The sequence below is a fragment of the Streptacidiphilus cavernicola genome (assembly GCF_042510955.1).
Lineage (GTDB): Bacteria > Actinomycetota > Actinomycetes > Streptomycetales > Streptomycetaceae > Streptacidiphilus > Streptacidiphilus cavernicola.
In genome coordinates, this window is record NZ_JBHFAB010000003.1 from 149336 (window position 1) to 168878 (window position 19543).

The following is a 19543-nucleotide window of genomic DNA, read 5'->3' on the forward strand; positions in this document are numbered from 1 at the left end:
GCCCCCGCCCCGACCCGGCGTCAGCCGCCCCCGCTCAGCTCGCGGTCCAGCGGCGCACTGAACCGCGGGGTGATCCGGACGCCGCCGATGAACGCGGCCAGCCGTTCCGCCTCGACCCCGATCGCGGTCTCCGCCTCCGCGCCGACGTCCTCCAGCAGCCGCCAGACCAGCTCGCCGTCCGGGCGCTGGGCCCAGCCGCCGACCACCCGGCCGTCCCACCACACCGTCGCGCCGAGGTTGCCGGTGCGGTCGAACAGCCCGGCCGCGTGCTCCGGCGGCAGGTACCAGTCGCGCTCGCGCCAGCCCATCCCGGTCGGGTCCAGGGCCGGCAGCAGCGCCGCGTAAGGAGCCGTCCCCGGCGCGGCGCTGCCGGGGTCGCCGTCGCCGGGCAGGACGTGGCCGGTGGCCCCGCCGTCCAGCTCGACCTGCTCCGCGGAGACCGCGGCCAGCGCCGCGCGCACGTCCCTGCGGTTCCAGCCGGTCCACCAGACCAGGTCGGCCTCGGTGCCGGGCCCGTAGCCGGCCAGCCAGCGGCGCACCAGTTCGGCGCGGGCCTCGGCGGCGGGCAGCTCCGGGAACGGCTCGCCCGGCGCCCAGCGGAACTGGCTGGAGGTCCAGCCGCCGCGCGGACGGTCCCGCCGGATCCGGTGCTCCATGGCGAGCCCGCGCAGCACCCGGCTGGCGACGGTCTGGGTCCGCTCGTAGGACTTCCCCGCGCCCGCCACCACCCGCTCCTGCAGGGCCGGCACGGCCGCGCCCAGCTCCGCGCCGGTCAGCGGCCCGCGCTCGGCCAGCACCGCCAGGACCTCCGCCTGGGCCGCGGCCAGCCACGCCGCGTCCCAGCCGCCGCCGTCCGCGAGGTAGCCGAGCAGGTTCTTGTGCTCCCTGGCGGCGACGGCGCGGGCCGAGGAGGAGTCGACGACCGGGCCCAGCTCCCGGCCGACCACGAACATGGTGCGGCGCATGGCCAGCATCCGGACCAGGCTCTCCCGCTGGTAGAGGGCGTCCTCCAGGGCGGCCGGGGCGGCGTCCGCCATCCTCGCGGCGACGGCCAGGAAGACCGTGGCCGGGTCGGTGGCGTGCAGGGCGACCAGCGCGTCGGCGACCTGCTCCGGGGTGGCGGCGCGGGCGGCTGGGGCGAGCAGGTGGCGTCCGGCCAGGCGGGCGCGGCGGTCCGCGTCAGTGATTCTCACACCGCCCACCGTAGCCAGCAGACAGGGCTGTCGCATTTATTGATGGTTCGTCAGATTCTGGTTAGCCTCACGGAACCGGTGACAGAGCGGCCACGCCGGGTGGCCGCCCGGTGGCCGGAACCGTGGAGGAGAGATCATGCCCGAGGTAGCAGTCAGCGTGTCGGTGCCCGCGCCGGTGGACAAGGTGTGGGCGGTCATCAGCGACTTCGAGCGCTTCGGCGAGTGGAACACCATCCACACCGCGTTCCCGGCCGGCGCTCCGAAGGAGCTGGTGGTCGGCGGGGTGTTCAGCGAGAAGATGACGCTGATGGGGATGCCCTCCGAGGCGTCCTGGACGGTCACCGAGGTGGAGCCGGGGCGGGCCTGGAAGCTCGCCGGCAAGGGGCCGATGGGCATCACCCTGATGCAGCACTACGTCCTGGCCGAGGACGGCGAGGGGACCAGGGTGACGGTGGAGAGCGAGTTCAAGGGCGCGGCCGTGAACATGATGGCGGCCCGGGTCAAGGACGCGACCACCACCGCGCTCAACGAGTCGCTGCGCAAGCTGACCGCGCTGGTCGGCTGACACCGCGTCCGCCGCGCAGGAGCCGCCAGGGCGAACGGCGGGAAACCGCCTCGGTTCCGGCGGTGGGCGGGTTCGGGCCATGGTGCACGATGGTGTCCGGAAACCGGGCCCCGACGGGGGCGGCCCGGCCGCGCCGGCACAGGAGGCCGCCATGCACCCCGAGCCGCCCTGGCTCCTCGGCCCCCCGGCCGTGCGGGACCGCAGCAGCCTGCGCGAGCAGGTCACCCACGCCTTGCGGGCCGCCCTGGTCGGCGGTGAGCTGCACCCCGGGGTGGTCTACTCCGCGCCGGTGCTGGCCGCGGAGTTCGGGGTCTCCGCCACGCCGGTCCGCGAGGCGATGCTGGACCTGGCCAAGGAGGGCCTGGTCGAGACGGTCCGCAACAAGGGCTTCCGGGTGCTCGGGCTCAGCCCGCAGGACTTGGACGACATCACCGAGACCCGGGTGCTGATCGAGGTCCCGGTCACCGTCCGGGTCGCCCGCAGCGCCGAGCGCTCCGACCTGGAGGCCCTGCGCGGTCTGGCCCGGGAGACGGTACGGGCGGCCAGGGCCGGGGACCTGGCCGCCTGCGGGGCCGCCGACCGGGCGTTCCACCTGACCCTGCTCGCCCTCGGTGGGAACCGGCGGCTGACCGAGACGGTGGGCGAGCTGCGCCGCCGCTCGCTGCTGGCCGGGCTGAGCCGGCTGGCCTCCACCGGGCGGCTGGTCGCCTCCGCCAAGGAGCACGAACGCCTGCTCGACCTGATGCTGCGGCGCGACCCGGACGCCGTGGAGGCCCTGCTGCGGAGCCATCTGAACCGGGTCCCGCCGGACAGCGCGACGCGGGCCGCCCCCCGAGGTTCGGGGGAGCGGCCCGCGTCGTGAGGCGGTGTACTGCCGTGACGTTTCTGCAGTACCGGCGCGGACGGCGCCGTCAGATCGAGTCGTCCTCGCGCACCGCGCGGCGCGCGTCGGGGTCGAGCACGCCCCAGTTGATCAGCTGGTCCACCAGCAGCGAGGCGGGCTGGTCGTAGATCACGGCGAGGGTGCGCAGGTCGTCCTGACGGATCGACAGCACCTTGCCGTTGTAGTCCCCGCGCTGGCTCTGGATGGTCGCCGCGTAGCGCTGGAGCGGGCCGGCCTTCTCGGACGGGACCGCGGACAGCCGCTCCAGGTCCAGCACCAGGCGCGGCGGCGGCTCGGCCGCACCGCCCGGGGTGCTGCCGGGAAGCAGCTCCTGCACCGGGACGCCGTAGAACTCGGCCAGCTCGGCCAGCCGCTGCACCGTCACCGCACGGTCGCCGCGCTCGTACGAACCGACGACCACGGCCTTCCAGCGGCCCTGGGACTTCTCCTCGACGCCGTGCAGGGAAAGCCCCTGCTGGGTGCGGATCGCACGCAGCTTGCCGCCGAGCTGCTTTGCGTAGTCGCTGGACAAATGGTCTCCCCGGACGTGATGTGGCGTGACGCTCTGAGTGCGCTGTACGAAAACCGGTACGTGCCTTTTCCTGCCCTGAGACGGTGCGGAGGATGGGCATCCGTCGTCCGGCCGTAACTCACTGTGAGGTTACGCAGAGTGATATGACTTCGTCAAGCTGAATGGTGCAGTCGTGCGATGCCCTGGCCTGCATGATCGCCCTGGTAGGGTGGAGCGGATTCCACAGACATCCTTTAAGGCCCGTCCAGTGAGGCGGGGAAGGAGGTCGGCTTCGGCATGACCGCAACAGCCCGTACCCCTCGCGACCCCGGCGGCGCGAACCCCGGCGGCTACCGCCAGGTGCTCGACGAGAGCGACGTCGCCCGCTCGCTGACCCGGATCGCCCACGAGATCGTCGAACGCGCCAAGGGCGCCGACGACGTGGTGCTGCTCGGCATCCCCACCCGCGGCGTCCTGCTGGCCGACCGGCTGCGCGCCCGGCTGGCCCAGATCACCGGCCGCGACATCCCCTGCGGGACCCTGGACATCACCATGTACCGGGACGACCTGCGGCTCAAGCCCGCCCGCGCCCTGGAGCACACCGAGATCCCGCCCGGCGGCCTCGACGGCAGGCTCGTCGTCCTGGTCGACGACGTGCTGTTCTCCGGCCGCACCGTCCGCGCCGCGCTGGACGCCCTCGGCGACCTGGGCCGCCCGCGCGCGGTCCAGCTCGCGGTCCTGGTCGACCGGGGCCACCGCGAGCTGCCGATCCGGGCCGACTACGTCGGCAAGAACCTGCCCACCTCGCTGCGCGAGTCGGTGAAGGTGAAGCTGGTGGAGGAGGACGGCCTCGACGCCGTGCTCATCGGCGACCGCGACGACGCCCACGGGAGCGCCCAGTGAAGCGACACCTGATCTCCACCGCCGACCTGACCCGCGACGACGCGCTGCTGATCCTGGACACCGCGGAGGAGATGGCCCAGGTCTCCACCCGCGCCGTCAAGAAGCTGCCGACGCTGCGCGGACGCACCGTGGTCAACCTCTTCTTCGAGGACTCCACCCGCACCCGCACCTCGTTCGAGGTCGCCGAGAAGCGGCTCTCCGCCGACGTGGTCAACTTCTCCGCCAAGGGCTCCTCGGTCTCCAAGGGCGAGACGCTCAAGGACACCGCGCTGACCCTGCAGGCGATGGGCGCCGACGCGGTGGTGATCCGGCACGGCGCCTCCGGCGCGCCGCAGCGGCTGGCCGAGTCCGACTGGCTGCACGGCAGCGTGGTCAACGCCGGCGACGGCACCCACGAGCACCCCACCCAGGCCCTGCTGGACGCCTTCACCATGCGCCGCCACCTCAACCCCGGCCTCGGCCGGGACCTGGCCGGGCGCAGGATCACCATCGTCGGCGACGTGCTGCACAGCCGCGTCGCCCGCTCCAACGTCCGGCTGCTGCACACCCTGGGCGCCGAGGTCACCCTGGTCGCCCCGCCGACCCTGGTCCCGTACGGGGTGGAGAGCTGGCCCTGCGCGGTCTCCTACGACCTGGACGCGGTGCTGCCGAAGAGCGACGCGGTGATGATGCTCCGGGTCCAGCGCGAGCGGATGAACGCCGCGTTCTTCCCCACCCAGCGCGAGTACTCGCTGCGCTACGGCCTGGACGCCAAGCGCGCGGCGGCCCTGCCGGACCACGCCATCGTGATGCACCCCGGGCCGATGGTCCGCGGCATGGAGATCGCCTCGGAGATCGCCGACTCGGCCCGCTCCACCATCGTCGAGCAGGTCGCCAACGGGGTCAGCATCCGGATGGCGGTCCTCTACCTGCTGCTCGGGGGCTCCGAGCCCGCCCTCTCACCCGCCCGCCCGTCGCCCGCCACCACCCCTGACGGGGACGCTACGCGTCGCATCCCCGATCCCACCGAGGAGCACAGCAAGTGACCAGCTACCTGATCAAGAACGCCCGCGTCCTCGGCGGGGAGCCGCAGGACCTGCGCCTCAAGGACGGCCTGATCGCCGAGATCGGCACCGGGCTCGCCGCCGACGGCGAGACCGTGGTCGAGGCCGACGGCCTGGTCGCCCTGCCCGGCCTGGTCGACCTGCACACCCACCTGCGCGAGCCCGGCCGGGAGGACGCCGAGACCGTGCTCACCGGCACCCGCGCCGCCGCGAAGGGCGGCTTCACCGCCGTCCACGCCATGGCCAACACCTTCCCGGTGGCCGACACCGCCGGGGTGGTCGAGCAGGTCTGGCGGCTCGGCAGGGAGTCCGGCTACTGCGACGTGCAGCCGGTCGGCGCGGTCACCGTCGGCCTGGAGGGCAAGCAGCTCGCCGAGCTGGGCACCATGGCCGACTCCGCGGCCGGGGTCCGGGTCTTCTCCGACGACGGCAAGTGCGTCGACGACGCGGTGATCATGCGCCGGGCGCTGGAGTACGTGAAGGCCTTCGGCGGCGTGATCGCCCAGCACGCCCAGGAGCCCCGGCTGACCGAGGGCGCGCAGATGAACGAGGGCGCGGTCTCCGGCGAGCTGGGCCTGCGCGGCTGGCCGGCCGTGGCCGAGGAGTCGATCATCGCCAGGGACGTGCTGCTGGCCGCCCACGTCGGCTCGCGGCTGCACGTCTGCCACGTCTCCACGGCCGGCTCGGTGGAGATCATCCGCTGGGCCAAGTCCAAGGGCTGGGACGTCACCGCCGAGGTCACCCCGCACCACCTGCTGCTGACCGACGAGCTGGTCCGCTCCTACGACCCGGTCTACAAGGTCAACCCGCCGCTGCGGACCGAGACCGACGTGATGGCGCTGCGCGAGGCGCTGGCCGACGGCACCATCGACGCCGTCGCCACCGACCACGCCCCGCACCCGTCCGAGGACAAGGACTGCGAGTGGGCCGCCGCGGCGATGGGCATGGTCGGCCTGGAGACCGCGCTCTCGGTGGTGCAGCAGACCATGGTGGACACCGGCCTGATCGGCTGGGCCGAGGTCGCCGACCGGATGTCCCGCCGCCCGGCCGCCATCGGCGGACTGGCCGGCCAGGGCCGTCCCGTCTCGGTGGACGAACCGGCGAACCTGGTCCTGGTGGACCCCGCGTACCGTGGAACGGTGAACCCCGACTCCTTCGCCACGCGCAGCCGCAACACCCCCTACCGAGGTCGTGACCTGCCCGGACGGGTGGTCGCCACGTTCCTGCGGGGACGGGCCACGGTCCTGGACGGTGAGCTGGTATGAGTCTGCCGAGCCTGCTCGCCGAGACCCCGCACTCCGCGCCGGTCACCCACGTCAGCGACCTGGTCGGCTGGATCGTCGGGCTGCTGGTGCTGATCGGGCTGATCTACTGGCTGATGCGCCAGGGCTGGCTGTGGCGCAGGACCCAGCAGTCGGGCATCCCGGCGCTGCCGGTCGCGCCGAAGCACACCACGCAGACCCTGCTGGAGCTGGAGGGCCGCTACCTGGGCACGACCACCGCCGGCGACTGGCTGGACCGGGTGGTCGCGCACCGGCTGGGTGAGCGCAGCCTGGTCGAACTGACCCTCAGCGCCGAGGGCCTGAACGTGGTCCGCCCCGCCTCCAGCAGCTTCTTCGTCCCGGTCGCGGAGCTGCGCGGGGCGCGGACCGACCGGGGCATCGCCGGGAAGGTGGTCCCCGAGGGCGGCCTGCTGGTGGTCACCTGGGAGCACGGCGGCAAGCAGTTGGACACCGGGGTCAGAGCCGACCACCCGGCCGAGCACGAGAGCTGGGTCACCGCGATCGAGGTCCTGATGCGGGCCCACGCCAAGGTGACCGGCGAGATTTCGATCGAACACACGGAAGGCGCATGATGACCGCACGAACCGAGAGGAAGCCGGCCGCCTACGTCCTGGAGGACGGGCGGGTCTTCCGCGGCCATGCGTACGGCGCGATCGGCGAGACCTTCGGCGAGGCCGTCTTCAACACCGGGATGACCGGCTACCAGGAGACGCTGACCGACCCCTCCTACCACCGCCAGGTGGTCGCCATGACCGCCCCGCAGATCGGCAACACCGGCGTCAACGACGAGGACAACGAGTCGGCCCGGATCTGGGTGGCCGGATACGTGGTCCGCGACCCGGCCCGGATCCCCTCCAACTGGCGCTCGCGGCGCTCGCTGGACGACGAGCTGGTGGCCCAGGGCGTGGTCGGCATCAGCGGCGTCGACACCCGCGCGCTGACCCGGCACCTGCGCGAGCGCGGCGCGATGCGCTGCGGCATCTTCTCCGGCGAGGCCCTGGCCGACGACGCGGCGCTGGTCGAGCGGGTCCGGCAGGCCCCGCAGATGGCGGGCGCCGACCTCTGCGGCGAGGTCGCCACCGACGCGGCCTACGTCGTCCCGGCCGTAGGCGCCAAGCGGTTCACGGTGGCCGCGCTGGACCTCGGGATCAAGGGGATGACCCCGCACCGGATGGCCGAACGCGGCATCGAGGTGCATGTGCTGCCCGCCAACTCCACGGTGGAGGACGTCTACGCGGTCGCCCCCGACGGCGTGTTCTTCTCCAACGGTCCGGGCGACCCGTCCACCGCGGACGGCCAGGTCGCCGTGCTGCGCGAGGTGCTGGGCCGGAAGACCCCGTTCTTCGGGATCTGCTTCGGCAACCAGCTGCTGGGCCGCGCCCTGGGCTTCGGCACCTACAAGCTCAAGTACGGCCACCGCGGCATCAACCAGCCGGTGCAGGACCGCAGCACCGGCAAGGTCGAGGTCACCGCGCACAACCACGGCTTCGCCGTGGACGCCCCGCTGGACCGGGTCTCCGACACCGAGTTCGGCCGGGTCGAGGTCTCCCACGTCTGCCTGAACGACGACGTGGTCGAGGGCCTGCAGTGCCTGGACCGGCCCGCCTTCAGCGTGCAGTACCACCCGGAGGCGGCGGCCGGTCCGCACGACGCCGCCTACCTGTTCGATCGCTTCGTAGAGCTTCTGGAGGGCCAGCGTGCCTAAGCGCACAGACATCCACTCGGTCCTGGTCATCGGCTCCGGGCCGATCGTGATCGGCCAGGCCGCCGAGTTCGACTACTCCGGCACCCAGGCCTGCCGCGTCCTCAAGGCCGAGGGCCTGCGGGTGGTCCTGGTCAACTCCAACCCGGCCACGATCATGACCGACCCGGAGATCGCCGACGCCACCTACGTCGAGCCGATCACCCCGGAGTTCGTCGAGAAGATCATCGCCAAGGAGCGCCCCGACGTCCTGCTGCCCACCCTGGGCGGGCAGACCGCGCTGAACACCGCGATCTCGCTGCACGACAGCGGCGTCCTGGCGAAGTACGGCGTCGAGCTGATCGGCGCCAACGTCGAGGCGATCAACAAGGGCGAGGACCGGGAGCTGTTCAAGGGCGTGGTCGCGGCCGTCAAGGCCAAGATCGGCTACGGCGAGTCGGCCCGCTCGGTGATCTGCCACAGCATGGACGACGTCCTCACGGGCGTGGACACCCTCGGCGGCTACCCGGTCGTGGTCCGCCCCTCCTTCACCATGGGCGGCGCCGGCTCCGGCTTCGCCCACGACGAGGACGAGCTGCGCCGCATCGCCGGGCAGGGCCTGACCCTCTCGCCGACCACCGAGGTGCTCCTGGAGGAGTCCATCCTCGGCTGGAAGGAGTACGAGCTGGAGCTGATGCGCGACCGCAACGACAACGTCGTGGTGGTCTGCTCGATCGAGAACTTCGACCCGATGGGCGTGCACACCGGCGACTCCATCACCGTCGCGCCCTCGATGACGCTGACCGACCGCGAGTACCAGCGGCTGCGCGACATCGGCATCGCGATCATCCGCGAGGTCGGGGTGGACACCGGCGGCTGCAACATCCAGTTCGCGATCAACCCCGACGACGGCCGGGTCATCGTCATCGAGATGAACCCCCGGGTCTCCCGCTCCTCCGCGCTGGCCTCCAAGGCCACCGGCTTCCCGATCGCCAAGATCGCGGCCAAGCTCGCGGTCGGCTACACCCTGGACGAGATCCCCAACGACATCACCGAGAAGACCCCGGCGTCGTTCGAGCCCACGCTCGACTACGTGGTGGTGAAGGTGCCGCGGTTCGCCTTCGAGAAGTTCCCGAGCGCCGACGCCACGCTGACCACCACCATGAAGTCGGTGGGCGAGGCGATGGCGCTGGGCCGCAACTTCCCCGAGGCGCTGAACAAGGCGCTGCGCTCGCTGGAGAAGAAGGGCTCGCAGTTCACCTTCGTCGGTGAACCGGGCGACAAGGCCGCGCTGCTGACGAAGGCCCAGGTCCCCACCGACGGCCGGATCAACACCGTGATGCAGGCGATCCGGGCCGGGGCCACCCCGGCGGAGGTCTTCGAGGCGACGAAGATCGACCCCTGGTTCGTGGACCAGCTGTTCCTGATCCACGAGATCGCCGAGGAGGTCGCCGCAGCCGACAAGCTGGACCCGGAGACGCTGCGGCACGCCAAGCGGCACGGCTTCTCCGACCAGCAGATCGGTGAGATCCGCGGCTTCACCGCGGACGTGGTCCGCGAGGTCCGGCACGCGCTGGGCATCCGCCCGGTGTTCAAGACGGTCGACACCTGCGCCGCCGAGTTCGCCGCGAAGACCCCGTACTTCTACTCCTCCTACGACGAGGAGAGCGAGGTCGCGCCGCGGACCAAGCCCGCGGTGCTGATCCTGGGCTCGGGCCCGAACCGGATCGGGCAGGGCATCGAGTTCGACTACTCCTGCGTCCACGCCTCCTTCGCGCTCAGCGACGCCGGCTACGAGACGGTGATGGTCAACTGCAACCCGGAGACCGTCTCCACCGACTACGACACCTCCGACCGGCTCTACTTCGAGCCGCTCACGCTGGAGGACGTGCTGGAGATCGTCCACGCGGAGACCCTGGCCGGACCGGTCGCCGGCGTCATCGTCCAACTCGGCGGGCAGACCCCGCTGGGCCTGGCACAGGCGCTCAAGGACAACGGCGTGACCATCGTCGGCACCCAGCCCGAGGCGATCGACCTGGCCGAGGAGCGCGGCGCGTTCGGCCGGGTGCTGCGCGACGCCGGGCTGCCCGCGCCCAAGCACGGCACCGCCTTCTCCTTCGACGAGGCCAAGGCCATCGCGGACGAGATCGGCTACCCGGTGCTGGCCCGGCCGAGCTATGTGCTGGGCGGGCGCGGCATGGAGATCGTCTACGACGAGCCGTCACTCGCGGACTACCTCAAGCGGCACGCCGGGCTGATCTCCGAGCACCCGGTGCTGATCGACCGCTTCCTCGACGACGCGATCGAGATCGACGTCGACGCGCTCTACGACGGCACCGAGCTCTACCTCGGCGGCGTGATGGAGCACATCGAGGAGGCCGGCATCCACTCCGGCGACTCCGCCTGCGCGCTGCCCCCGATCACCCTCGGCGGCTTCGACATCAAGCGGCTGCGGGCCTCCACCGAGGCCATCGCCAAGGGCGTCGGCGTGCTCGGCCTGATCAACATCCAGTTCGCCATGGCCGGGGACATCCTCTACGTGCTGGAGGCCAACCCGCGCGCGTCCCGGACCGTGCCGTTCACCTCCAAGGCCACGGCGGCGCCGCTGGCCAAGGCGGCGGCCCGGATCTCGCTCGGCGCGACCATCGCCCAGCTGCGGGACGAGGGGATGCTGCCCAAGGAGGGCGACGGCGGCACGCTGCCGGTGGACTCGCCGATCGCGGTCAAGGAGGCGGTGATGCCCTGGAGCCGCTTCCGCGACATCCACGGCCGCGGCGTCGACACCGTGCTCGGCCCGGAGATGCGCTCCACCGGCGAGGTGATGGGCATCGACGGCACCTTCGGCACCGCGTACGCCAAGTCGCAGGCGGGCGCGTACGGGGCGCTGCCGACCAAGGGGCGGGTGTTCGTCTCGGTCGCCAACCGCGACAAGCGCAACCTGGTCTTCCCGACCCGGGCGCTGGTCGAGCAGGGCTTCGAGGTGCTGGCCACCTCGGGCACGGCGGAGGTGCTGCGGCGCAACGGGATCGACGCCACGGTGGTGCGCAAGCACAGTGAGGGCCCCGGCGCGGACGGCGAGCGGACCATCGTGCAGCTGATCCACGACGGCGAGGTCGACCTGATCATCAACACCCCGTACGGGACCGGCAGCCGACTGGACGGCTACGAGATCCGCACGGCCGCGGTGGCGCGGTCGGTGCCGTGCCTGACCACGGTTCAGGCGATGGGCGCGGCGGTGCAGGGGATCGACTCGCTGCTGCGGGGGGACATCGGCGTGCGCTCCCTCCAGGAGCACGCGGCTCAGCTGAACGCCTCGCGCTGACGCGAGGCACCCACCAGGGGCGCGGGGAACTGCGCAGCGCAGTTCCCCGCGCCCCTGAGGTAGTGCGACCCGAGAGGCGAAGTTTTGTACCGCTTGTTCTTCCGACTCGTCTTCAAGCGACTGGACCCGGAGAGGGCGCACCATCTGGCGTTCTTCTGGATCCGGCTGGCCGCCGCGGTGCCGGGGCTGCGTTCGGTGCTGCGGAGCGTCCTGGCGCCGCGGGACCCCGCGCTGCGGGTGAAGGCGCTGGGGATGGACCTGCCCGGACCGTTCGGGCTCGCCGCCGGGTTCGACAAGAACGCGGTGGGGATCGACGGGCTGGCGATGCTCGGCTTCGACTACGTCGAGATCGGGACCGTCACCGCCGAGCCGCAGCCAGGCAACCCGGCCCCGCGGCTGTTCCGGCTGATCGAGGACCGCGCGCTGGTCAACCGGATGGGCTTCAACAACGAGGGCTCCGCCGCCGTCGCGGCCCGGCTCGCGGCCCGGCCGGCCCGGTCGCGGACCGTGGTCGGGGTCAACATCGGCAAGACCAAGGTGGTCCCCGAGGCCGAGGCGGTCGCCGACTACGTCACCAGCACCGAGCGGCTCGCCCGGCACGCCGACTACTTCGTGGTCAACGTCAGCTCGCCGAACACCCCGGGGCTGCGCAACCTCCAGGCGGTGGACCAGCTCCGGCCGCTGCTCAGCGCGGTCCGGGCGACCCTGGACGCGGCCTCCGCCCGCGGCCACGTCCCGCTGCTGGTCAAGATCGCCCCCGACCTGGCCGACGCGGACATCGACCAGGTCGCCGACCTGGCCCTGGAGCTCGGCCTGGACGGCATCATCGCCACCAACACCACCATCGGCCGGGACGGCCTGCGCACCGACCCGGCCAAGGTCGAGGCGGCCGGGGCCGGCGGCCTCAGCGGCGCACCGCTGCGGGCCCGCTCGCTGGAGGTGCTGCGGCGGCTGCACGCCCGTACCGGGGACCGGCTCACCCTGGTCTCGGTCGGCGGGATCGAGAGCGCCGACGACGTCTGGGAGAGGATCACCGCCGGCGCCACCCTGGTACAGGGTTACAGTGCCTTCATCTACGAGGGGCCCTTCTGGTGCCGCAGGATCCACCGCGGCCTGTCCGCCCGGCTGCGGGCCGGCGGACATGGAACCCTGAGCGAAGCAGTCGGCGCGTCGAACGGAAGGTGAACGGATGGCGCACCCCCTCCAGGTCAGAGCGCGGGTCCTCGACATCGCCCCGGCGGGTGCCTACAGCCGCTTCCTGCTGCGGGCGCCCGGGGTGGCCGGGCGGGTGCGCCCCGGGCACTTCGCCGCGGTGGCGGTCGGCGGCGAGGACTCGGCGATGCTGCTGCGCCGCACCTTCTCGATCCACCGGGCCGACCCCGAGCAGGAGACCGTCTCGCTGGTCGTCGCCGAGCGCGGACGCGGCACCCGTGAGCTGCTGCGCAGCCGGGTCGGCGACACCGTGGACCTGGTCGCCCCGCTCGGCACCGCGTTCCCGCAGCCGGTCGGCGCGATGACCGCGCTGTTCGTCGGCGGCGGCCACGGCAGCGCCCCGCTGTTCGCGCTGGCCGAGCAGATCACCGGGCAGGGCGGCGCGGTCGGCTTCATCCTCGGCGCGTCCACCGCCGACCGGCTGTTCGGCGTCGACAGCGCCCGCAAGCTCACTCCGGACGTGCTGGTCACCACCGAGGACGGCTCGACCGGGATAAAGGGCCGGGTGACCCTGCCGCTCGCGGAGGCGGTCCGGGCCATCGGCGCGGAGGCGGTCTACTCCTGCGGGCCGATGGACATGCTCCACGCGGTCACCGAGGTCGCCGCGGCCGAGGGCGCGCGCAGCTTCTGCGCGGTCGAGGAGGCCATGGGCTGCGGCACCGGCCTCTGCATGACCTGCGTGCTCCCGGTGGTCGGCGAGGACGGCGTGAGCCGCTTCGTCCGCTCCTGCGTGGAGGGCCCCTGCTTCGACGGCGCCCGGGTCCGCTGGGACGACATCGGCACCGTCCCGGCCGACCTCTACGGCGCGGCGGACGCGGGGGCGCAGCGGTGACCGGCGCCCCGGACCCCGGCGCCCCGGACCCCGCCGACGTGGACCTGACCGCGCCGTTCGGCAACGGCGTCCTGCCCAACCCGGTCACCACGGCCTCCGGCTGCGCCGGGTACGGGCGGGAGCTGGCGAGGTTCCAGCCGCTCACCGAGCTGGGCTCGATCACCACCAAGTCGGTGATGCCGTACCCGCACGCCGGGCAGCCCACCCCGCGGATGGCGGAGACCCCCAGCGGGATGCTCAGCTCCATCGGCCTGCAGGGCACCGGCATCGAGCACTTCGTCGAGCACGAGCTGCCCTGGCTGGCCGAGCGCGGCGCGCGGGTGGTGGTCTCCATCGCCGGGGAGCGGGTGGAGGAGTTCGCCGAGACCGCGCAGGCCCTGGCCGGACGCCCCGGGGTGGTCGGCATCGAGGCCAACCTGTCCTGCCCCAACGTCGCCAACCGCGGCCTGGTCTTCGCCTGCAACCCGGCCACCTCGTACGACGTGGTCGCGGCGATCCGGGAGGCGGCGGACCCGGCGCAGCCGCTCTACGCCAAGCTCTCGCCGGACGTCACCTCGGTCACCGAGATCGCCGCCGCCTGCGTCCGGGCCGGGGCGGACGGACTGTCGATGATCAACACGCTGCTCGGCACCGCCATCGACACCAGCACCCTGCGCCCGGCGCTGGCCGGGATCACCGGGGGCCTGTCCGGCCCGGCGGTCCGGCCGGTCGCGGTGCGCTGCGTCTACCAGGTGCACGCGGCGATGCGCGCCGGAACCGTGCCGATGGTGCCGATCCTCGGCATGGGCGGCATCAGGACCGGCCTGGACGCGCTGGAGTTCGTGCTCGCGGGCGCCTCCGGCACGGCCGTCGGCACCACCCTCTTCAACGACCCGTCGGCCCCGCTGCGGATCCTCGGCGAACTGCGCCAGGCGCTGGCCGACCGCGGCTTCGGCAAGCTCACCGACGCCATCGGCTACGCCCACCACCAAGGAGTGCACCCATGACCCGGCCCCTCGCCCCGTTCGGTACCCGGCTGTGGGAGGCGATGGACGCCCGCGGCCGGCTCTGCGTCGGCATCGACCCGCACGCCTCGCTGCTGGAGGCCTGGGGCCTGGGCGACGACGTGGCCGGCCTCGAACGCTTCTCGCTGACGGTGGTGGAGGCGCTGGCGGAGCAGGTCGCGGTGTTCAAGCCGCAGGCGGCCTTCTTCGAGCGCTTCGGCAGCAGGGGCGTGGCGGTGCTGGAACGGACCGTCGCCGACGCCCGCGCGGCCGGGGCCCTGGTGCTGATGGACGCCAAGCGCGGCGACATCGGCTCGACCATGGCGGCGTACGCGGACGCCTTCCTCGCGCCGACCAGCCCGCTGTTCTCGGACGCGGTCACCGTCTCGCCGTACCTGGGCTTCGGCTCGCTGCGCCCGGCGCTGGACCTGGCCCGTGCCTCCGGCGCCGGGGTGTTCGCGCTGGCGCTCACCTCCAACCCGGAGGGGCACGAGGTGCAGCACGCGGTGGGCGCGGACGGGCTGACCGTGGCGCAGTCGGTCCTCGGCCGGCTGTCCGCCGAGAACGGCGACGCGGACCCGATGGGCTCGTTCGGCGCGGTGGTCGGCGCCACCCTGACCGGAATCGACGCGGACCTGGACATCAACGGCCCGCTGCTGGCCCCCGGCGTCGGCGCGCAGGGCGCGACCCCGGCGGACCTCCCGAAGGTGTTCGGCCCGGTCGCGCGGAACGTTCTGCCCAGTGTTTCGCGGGACATTCTGAAGCACGGGCCCTCGGCCGCGGCACTGCGCGAGGCGTCCGCGCGGTTCGTGGACGAGGTACGCGCGGCAATCGGTTGAGAGTTCGGCCGTTCGCCCATTCGTGTGGTGGTTTCGTGAATGCCTTGTGATGGCCTGAGCTGCGCATACGGCCCCACGGCGGTACCTGCGCAGACAGGAATGGGGTGCCGGGAGAGCCCTTCCCGGAGATGAGCGGGTGCTATGTCCGGAAAAGTCCTGGTCGGTAGAGTCTGACCAGGACTTTTCTGTCGTTTTTCCTGACGTGGACGGTCCAGAGGGGTAGTGTCCGGCGGTAAGCCCGGAGAGGGGCATCTTCCACGTTGCTCTCGCAGGTCAGAGCCGCTAGGTTCCTCGACGGTCTTGAGTAGGTCCCTGTCCCATTCATTCGAATCACTGAGGTGAACGGCGTGGCACTTCCGCCCCTTACCCCTGAGCAGCGCACCGCTGCGCTCGCCAAGGCAGCTGAGGCTCGCCGGGAGCGCGCCGAGATCAAGAATCGGCTGAAGCACTCCGGCGCGTCGCTCCACGAGGTCATCAAGGCCGGCCAGGAGAACGACGTCATCGGCAAGATGAAGGTCAGCGCTCTCCTGGAGAGCCTGCCCGGCGTCGGCAAGGTCCGTGCCAAGCAGATCATGGAGCGGCTCGGCATCAGCGAGAGCCGTCGGGTCCGCGGTCTCGGCACGAACCAGATCGCTTCGCTGGAGCGCGAGTTCGGCGGCGCTCCGGCGTGAACCGTCCCGGTGGTTCGGAAACCCTCCGGGTTGCTGGATAATCGGTACATGAGTGAACGTCCGCGGTTGACCGTGCTCTCCGGCCCCTCAGGTGTCGGCAAGAGCACGGTCGTCGCTCATCTGCGCCAGAAGCACCCCGAGGTGTGGCTCTCGGTCTCCGCCACCACGCGCAAGCCGCGTCCCGGTGAGCGGAACGGTGTCCACTACCACTTCGTGGACGAGGACCAGTTCGCCAAGATGGTCGCCAACGGCGAGCTGCTGGAGTGGGCGGTCTTCGCCGGGAACCACTACGGCACCCCGCGCAAGGCGGTGCTGGACAAGCTGGAGCTGGGCGAGCCGGTGCTGCTGGAGATCGACCTCCAGGGCGCCCGGCAGGTGCGCGAGTCCATGCCCGAGGCCCAGCTGGTCTTCCTGGCCCCGCCGTCCTGGGAGGAGCTGGTCCGCAGGCTCACCGGCCGCGGCACCGAGTCCCAACAGGTCATCGACGAGCGCCTGGGCGCGGCCACGGTGGAGTTGGCCGCCGAAAGCGAATTCGACACGACTCTGGTCAACACCTCGGTCGAGGGTGTAGCGGGCGAACTGCTAGCCTTGCTCAACGTAGTCTGATCATTTTCTCCGGAAGGTTCCCGCGTGTCCTCTTCGATGACAGCGCCCGAAGGCATCATCAACCCGCCGATCGATGAGCTGCTCGAGGCCACCGACTCCAAGTACAGCCTGGTGATCTACGCGGCCAAGCGCGCGCGCCAGATCAACGCCTACTACTCCCAGCTCGGCGAGGGCCTGCTGGAGTACGTCGGCCCGCTGGTCGACACCCATGTGCACGAGAAGCCGCTCTCGATCGCGCTGCGCGAGATCAACGCCGGTATGCTCACCGCCGAGGCGATCGACGCCCAGTAAGACCTTCGTGTGAAAGCACGTCCAGCACCACAGCGCCGCGATCCGTAGCAGACATGGGTCGCGGCGTTCGTCATGACCGCAGCAGGGAGACTCCGTGAACATCGTCCTGGGCGTCAGCGGCGGGATCGCCGCCTACAAGGCGTGCGAGCTGCTGCGGCGGTTCTCCGAGTCGGGGCACGACGTGCGGGTGGTGCCGACCGCCTCGGCGCTGCACTTCGTCGGCGCGGCGACCTGGTCGGCGCTGTCCGGGCAGCCGGTCTCCACCGAGGTCTGGGAGAGCGTGCACGAGGTCCCGCACGTGCGGATCGGGCAGCAGGCCGACCTGCTGGTGGTCGCCCCGGCCACGGCGGACCTGCTGGCCAGGGCGGCGCACGGGCTCGCCGACGACCTGCTGACCAACACCCTGCTGACGGCCCGCTGTCCGGTGGTGTTCGCCCCGGCCATGCACACCGAGATGTGGGAGCACCCGGCCACCCGGGAGAACGTCGCCGTGCTGCGGCGGCGCGGGGCGATCGTGATCGAGCCCGCGGTCGGCCGGCTGACCGGCGCGGACACCGGCAAGGGCCGCTTCCCCGACCCGGAGGCGGTCTTCGAGCTGTGCGCCCGGGTGCTGGCCCGCGGCGCCGACCGGGTCGGCGCCGACCTGGCCGGACGCCATGTGCTGGTCTCGGCCGGCGGCACCAGGGAGCCGCTGGACCCGGTGCGCTTCCTCGGCAACCTCTCCACCGGCCGCCAGGGCTACGCGCTGGCCTCGGTGGCGGCGGCCCGCGGGGCGCGGGTGACCCTGGTCGCCGCGCACACCGAGCTGCCCGACCCGGCCGGGGTGGACCTGGTCCGGGTCGGCACGGCGGCGGAGATGCGGGCCGCCGTGCTGGCCGCCGCGCCCGACGCCGACGCGGTGGTGATGGCCGCCGCGGTGGCCGACTTCCGCCCCGCGGATTACGTTCCCGTGAAGATCAAGAAGGTGGACCGGGCCGATCCCGAGCCGGTGGCGCTGGTGCGCAATCCCGACATCCTGGCCGAGGTCTCCCGGGACCGCGCCGCGCCGGGGCAGGTCGTGGTCGGCTTCGCGGCCGAGACCGACGACGTGCTGGCCAACGGTCGTAAGAAGATCGCCCGAAAGGGTTGTGATCTTCTTGTGGTCAACCAGGTCGGCGGGGGCCTGGCCTTCGGCAGCCCGGACAACCAGGCAGTGGTCCTGGCCGACGACGGCGCGGAGACCGAGGTCCCGTACGGGCCCAAGGCGGCACTGGCCGACCTGCTCTGGGACCTGGTCGCGGAGCGGCTGGCCCGGAGCCGCCCACTGACCGGGGACGGCCGGTCCGAGCAGCGCTGAGCGTCCACCAGGTGATCCAGAAGGTGGACCGGGTGGGGTTTCCGCCGCTTCCGTTGGCTACACTCCCCGCAGTAGTCCTCAATAAGTCTTTCCGGGCCGACCGGGGCCACCTCCGCCCGAGCCGGTCCAGTCAGCAGCCGCTGCAACCCAGGGAGCGCTGTGTCTCGCCGCCTGTTTACCTCTGAGTCCGTGACCGAGGGTCACCCGGACAAGATCGCTGACCAGATCAGCGACACCATCCTCGACGCGCTGCTCAAGGACGACCCCACCTCGCGGGTCGCCGTTGAGACGCTGATCACCACCGGCCAGGTCCACATCGCCGGTGAGGTCACCACCAAGACCTACGCCCCGATCGCGGCGCTGGTCCGCGAGCGGATCCTGGAGATCGGCTACGACTCCTCGAAGAAGGGCTTCGACGGCGCCTCCTGCGGCGTGTCGGTGTCCATCGGCGCGCAGTCCCCTGACATCGCCCAGGGCGTCGACGACGCCTTCGAGGCGCGGGTCGAGGGCGACGACGACGAGCTCGACAAGCAGGGCGCGGGCGACCAGGGCCTGATGTTCGGCTACGCCTGCGACGACACGCCCGAGCTGATGCCGCTGCCGATCAGCCTTGCGCACCGGCTGGCCGAGCGGCTCTCCGCGGTCCGCAAGAACGGGACCATCCCGTACCTGCGCCCGGACGGCAAGACCCAGGTCACCATCGAGTACGACGGCGACAAGGCGGTCCGTCTGGACACCGTCGTGGTCTCCTCGCAGCACGCGTCCGACATCGACCTGGACTCGCTGCTCGCCCCCGACATCCGCGAGTTCGTGGTGGAGCCGGAGCTGAAGGCGCTCGCCGACGCGGGCATCGACCTGGTCACCGAGGGCTACCGGCTGCTGGTCAACCCGACCGGCCGGTTCGAGATCGGCGGCCCGATGGGCGACGCCGGGCTGACCGGTCGCAAGATCATCGTCGACACCTACGGCGGCATGGCCCGCCACGGCGGCGGCGCGTTCTCCGGCAAGGACCCGTCCAAGGTCGACCGCTCGGCCGCGTACGCGATGCGCTGGGTCGCCAAGAACATCGTGGCCGCGGGCCTGGCCCGGCGCGCCGAGGTCCAGGTCGCCTACGCCATCGGCAAGGCCGAGCCGGTCGGTCTGTTCGTGGAGACCTTCGGCACCGAGACCGCCCCGGTCGCGGACATCCAGGCCGCCGTCACCAAGGTCTTCGACCTGCGTCCGGCCGCGATCATCCGCGACCTGGACCTGCTGCGGCCGATCTACGCCCAGACCGCCGCGTACGGCCACTTCGGCCGTGAGCTGCCGGACTTCACCTGGGAGCGGACCGACCGCGCCGAGGCGCTGAAGACCGCGGTCAAGGGCTGACGCCCCGAGCCCCCGGTCAGC

General features: G+C 72.1%; 19 protein-coding genes. 17 read left to right on the forward strand and 2 right to left on the reverse strand.

Annotation, left to right across the window (positions count from 1 at the left end; genetic code table 11):
• Positions 1–20: 20 nt before the first annotated feature.
• Positions 21–1229 carry a winged helix DNA-binding domain-containing protein gene (locus tag ACEZDE_RS05040; protein WP_380532738.1) on the reverse strand — a complete coding sequence of 403 codons (1209 nt, stop codon included), beginning with the start codon at positions 1227–1229 and terminating at the stop codon, positions 21–23.
• 100 nt (positions 1230–1329) lie between these two features.
• Here ACEZDE_RS05040 and ACEZDE_RS05045 point away from each other — a divergent pair, with 100 nt between their 5' ends.
• Together ACEZDE_RS05045 and ACEZDE_RS05050 are read left to right on the forward strand one after the other, a co-directional pair.
• Positions 1330–1758, forward strand: a complete 429-nt coding sequence (locus tag ACEZDE_RS05045; protein ID WP_380532740.1) for a type II toxin-antitoxin system Rv0910 family toxin — start codon at positions 1330–1332, stop codon at positions 1756–1758.
• A gap of 151 nt (positions 1759–1909) precedes the next feature.
• The gene (locus ACEZDE_RS05050; protein WP_380532743.1) at positions 1910–2620 is read left to right on the forward strand and encodes a GntR family transcriptional regulator; all 711 of its coding nucleotides are present in this window, start codon (positions 1910–1912) and stop codon (positions 2618–2620) included.
• Positions 2621–2669: 49 nt separating this feature from the next.
• Here the strand turns inward: ACEZDE_RS05050 and bldD are convergent, their stop codons facing one another.
• Complete coding sequence (gene bldD, locus ACEZDE_RS05055) at positions 2670–3173, reverse strand: transcriptional regulator BldD (RefSeq protein ID WP_380532746.1); 504 nt, start codon at positions 3171–3173, stop codon at positions 2670–2672.
• A 276-nt stretch (positions 3174–3449) separates the two neighbouring features.
• Here bldD and pyrR point away from each other — a divergent pair, with 276 nt between their 5' ends.
• The 15 genes from pyrR (at position 3450) to metK (ending at position 19522) form a co-directional block, all read left to right on the forward strand.
• Complete coding sequence (pyrR, locus tag ACEZDE_RS05060; protein WP_380532749.1) at positions 3450–4055, forward strand: bifunctional pyr operon transcriptional regulator/uracil phosphoribosyltransferase PyrR; 606 nt, start codon at positions 3450–3452, stop codon at positions 4053–4055.
• A complete protein-coding gene (locus ACEZDE_RS05065; protein WP_380532752.1) occupies positions 4052–5080 on the forward strand; it encodes an aspartate carbamoyltransferase catalytic subunit in 1029 nt (342 codons plus the stop codon). Before pyrR ends, ACEZDE_RS05065 begins: the two co-directional genes overlap by 4 nt.
• The gene (locus ACEZDE_RS05070) at positions 5077–6363 is read left to right on the forward strand and encodes a dihydroorotase (protein ID WP_380532755.1); all 1287 of its coding nucleotides are present in this window, start codon (positions 5077–5079) and stop codon (positions 6361–6363) included. Before ACEZDE_RS05065 ends, ACEZDE_RS05070 begins: the two co-directional genes overlap by 4 nt.
• Complete coding sequence (locus tag ACEZDE_RS05075) at positions 6360–6953, forward strand: PH-like domain-containing protein (protein ID WP_380532758.1); 594 nt, start codon at positions 6360–6362, stop codon at positions 6951–6953. The genes ACEZDE_RS05070 and ACEZDE_RS05075 overlap by 4 nt, the downstream gene beginning before the upstream one ends.
• Entirely contained in the window at positions 6950–8086 is a 1137-nt protein-coding gene (gene carA, locus ACEZDE_RS05080) for a glutamine-hydrolyzing carbamoyl-phosphate synthase small subunit (protein ID WP_380532761.1), read from the forward strand. The genes ACEZDE_RS05075 and carA overlap by 4 nt, the downstream gene beginning before the upstream one ends.
• On the forward strand, positions 8079–11384 hold the full coding sequence (carB, locus tag ACEZDE_RS05085; RefSeq protein WP_380532764.1) for a carbamoyl-phosphate synthase large subunit: 3306 nt from the start codon (positions 8079–8081) through the stop codon (positions 11382–11384). Before carA ends, carB begins: the two co-directional genes overlap by 8 nt.
• An 84-nt stretch (positions 11385–11468) precedes the next feature.
• The gene (locus ACEZDE_RS05090; RefSeq protein WP_380532767.1) at positions 11469–12569 is read left to right on the forward strand and encodes a quinone-dependent dihydroorotate dehydrogenase; all 1101 of its coding nucleotides are present in this window, start codon (positions 11469–11471) and stop codon (positions 12567–12569) included.
• 4 nt (positions 12570–12573) lie between these two features.
• Entirely contained in the window at positions 12574–13428 is an 855-nt protein-coding gene (locus ACEZDE_RS05095; protein WP_380532770.1) for a dihydroorotate dehydrogenase electron transfer subunit, read from the forward strand.
• Positions 13425–14414, forward strand: coding sequence for a dihydroorotate dehydrogenase (locus ACEZDE_RS05100; protein WP_380532773.1), 990 nt, complete (start codon positions 13425–13427; stop codon positions 14412–14414). The genes ACEZDE_RS05095 and ACEZDE_RS05100 overlap by 4 nt, the downstream gene beginning before the upstream one ends.
• Positions 14411–15250 carry an orotidine-5'-phosphate decarboxylase gene (gene pyrF / locus ACEZDE_RS05105; RefSeq protein ID WP_380532776.1) on the forward strand — a complete coding sequence of 280 codons (840 nt, stop codon included), beginning with the start codon at positions 14411–14413 and terminating at the stop codon, positions 15248–15250. The genes ACEZDE_RS05100 and pyrF overlap by 4 nt, the downstream gene beginning before the upstream one ends.
• Positions 15251–15597: 347 nt before the next feature.
• Entirely contained in the window at positions 15598–15921 is a 324-nt protein-coding gene (locus ACEZDE_RS05110; RefSeq protein ID WP_030248828.1) for an integration host factor, read from the forward strand.
• 48 nt (positions 15922–15969) lie between these two features.
• Positions 15970–16527, forward strand: coding sequence for a guanylate kinase (gene gmk / locus ACEZDE_RS05115; RefSeq protein ID WP_380532779.1), 558 nt, complete (start codon positions 15970–15972; stop codon positions 16525–16527).
• A gap of 24 nt (positions 16528–16551) precedes the next feature.
• A complete protein-coding gene (gene rpoZ / locus ACEZDE_RS05120; RefSeq protein WP_030248832.1) occupies positions 16552–16818 on the forward strand; it encodes a DNA-directed RNA polymerase subunit omega in 267 nt (88 codons plus the stop codon).
• Positions 16819–16912: 94 nt separating this feature from the next.
• Entirely contained in the window at positions 16913–18154 is a 1242-nt protein-coding gene (gene coaBC, locus ACEZDE_RS05125) for a bifunctional phosphopantothenoylcysteine decarboxylase/phosphopantothenate--cysteine ligase CoaBC (protein WP_380532781.1), read from the forward strand.
• Between the two features lie 159 nt (positions 18155–18313).
• Positions 18314–19522 (forward strand): methionine adenosyltransferase, encoded by a 1209-nt coding sequence (metK, locus tag ACEZDE_RS05130; protein ID WP_380532784.1) that lies wholly within the window; start codon positions 18314–18316, stop codon positions 19520–19522.
• Positions 19523–19543: the final 21 nt, after the last annotated feature.

Coding starts and splice junctions, on each gene's coding strand:
- ACEZDE_RS05040 (WP_380532738.1), bottom strand. CDS start 1,229: ATGCGACAGCCCTGTCTGCTGGCTACGGTGGGCGGTGTGAGAATCACT.
- ACEZDE_RS05045 (WP_380532740.1), top strand. CDS start 1,330: ATGCCCGAGGTAGCAGTCAGCGTGTCGGTGCCCGCGCCGGTGGACAAG.
- ACEZDE_RS05050 (WP_380532743.1), top strand. CDS start 1,910: ATGCACCCCGAGCCGCCCTGGCTCCTCGGCCCCCCGGCCGTGCGGGAC.
- pyrR (WP_380532749.1), top strand. CDS start 3,450: ATGACCGCAACAGCCCGTACCCCTCGCGACCCCGGCGGCGCGAACCCC.
- ACEZDE_RS05075 (WP_380532758.1), top strand. CDS start 6,360: ATGAGTCTGCCGAGCCTGCTCGCCGAGACCCCGCACTCCGCGCCGGTC.
- carA (WP_380532761.1), top strand. CDS start 6,950: ATGATGACCGCACGAACCGAGAGGAAGCCGGCCGCCTACGTCCTGGAG.
- ACEZDE_RS05095 (WP_380532770.1), top strand. CDS start 12,574: ATGGCGCACCCCCTCCAGGTCAGAGCGCGGGTCCTCGACATCGCCCCG.
- pyrF (WP_380532776.1), top strand. CDS start 14,411: ATGACCCGGCCCCTCGCCCCGTTCGGTACCCGGCTGTGGGAGGCGATG.
- gmk (WP_380532779.1), top strand. CDS start 15,970: ATGAGTGAACGTCCGCGGTTGACCGTGCTCTCCGGCCCCTCAGGTGTC.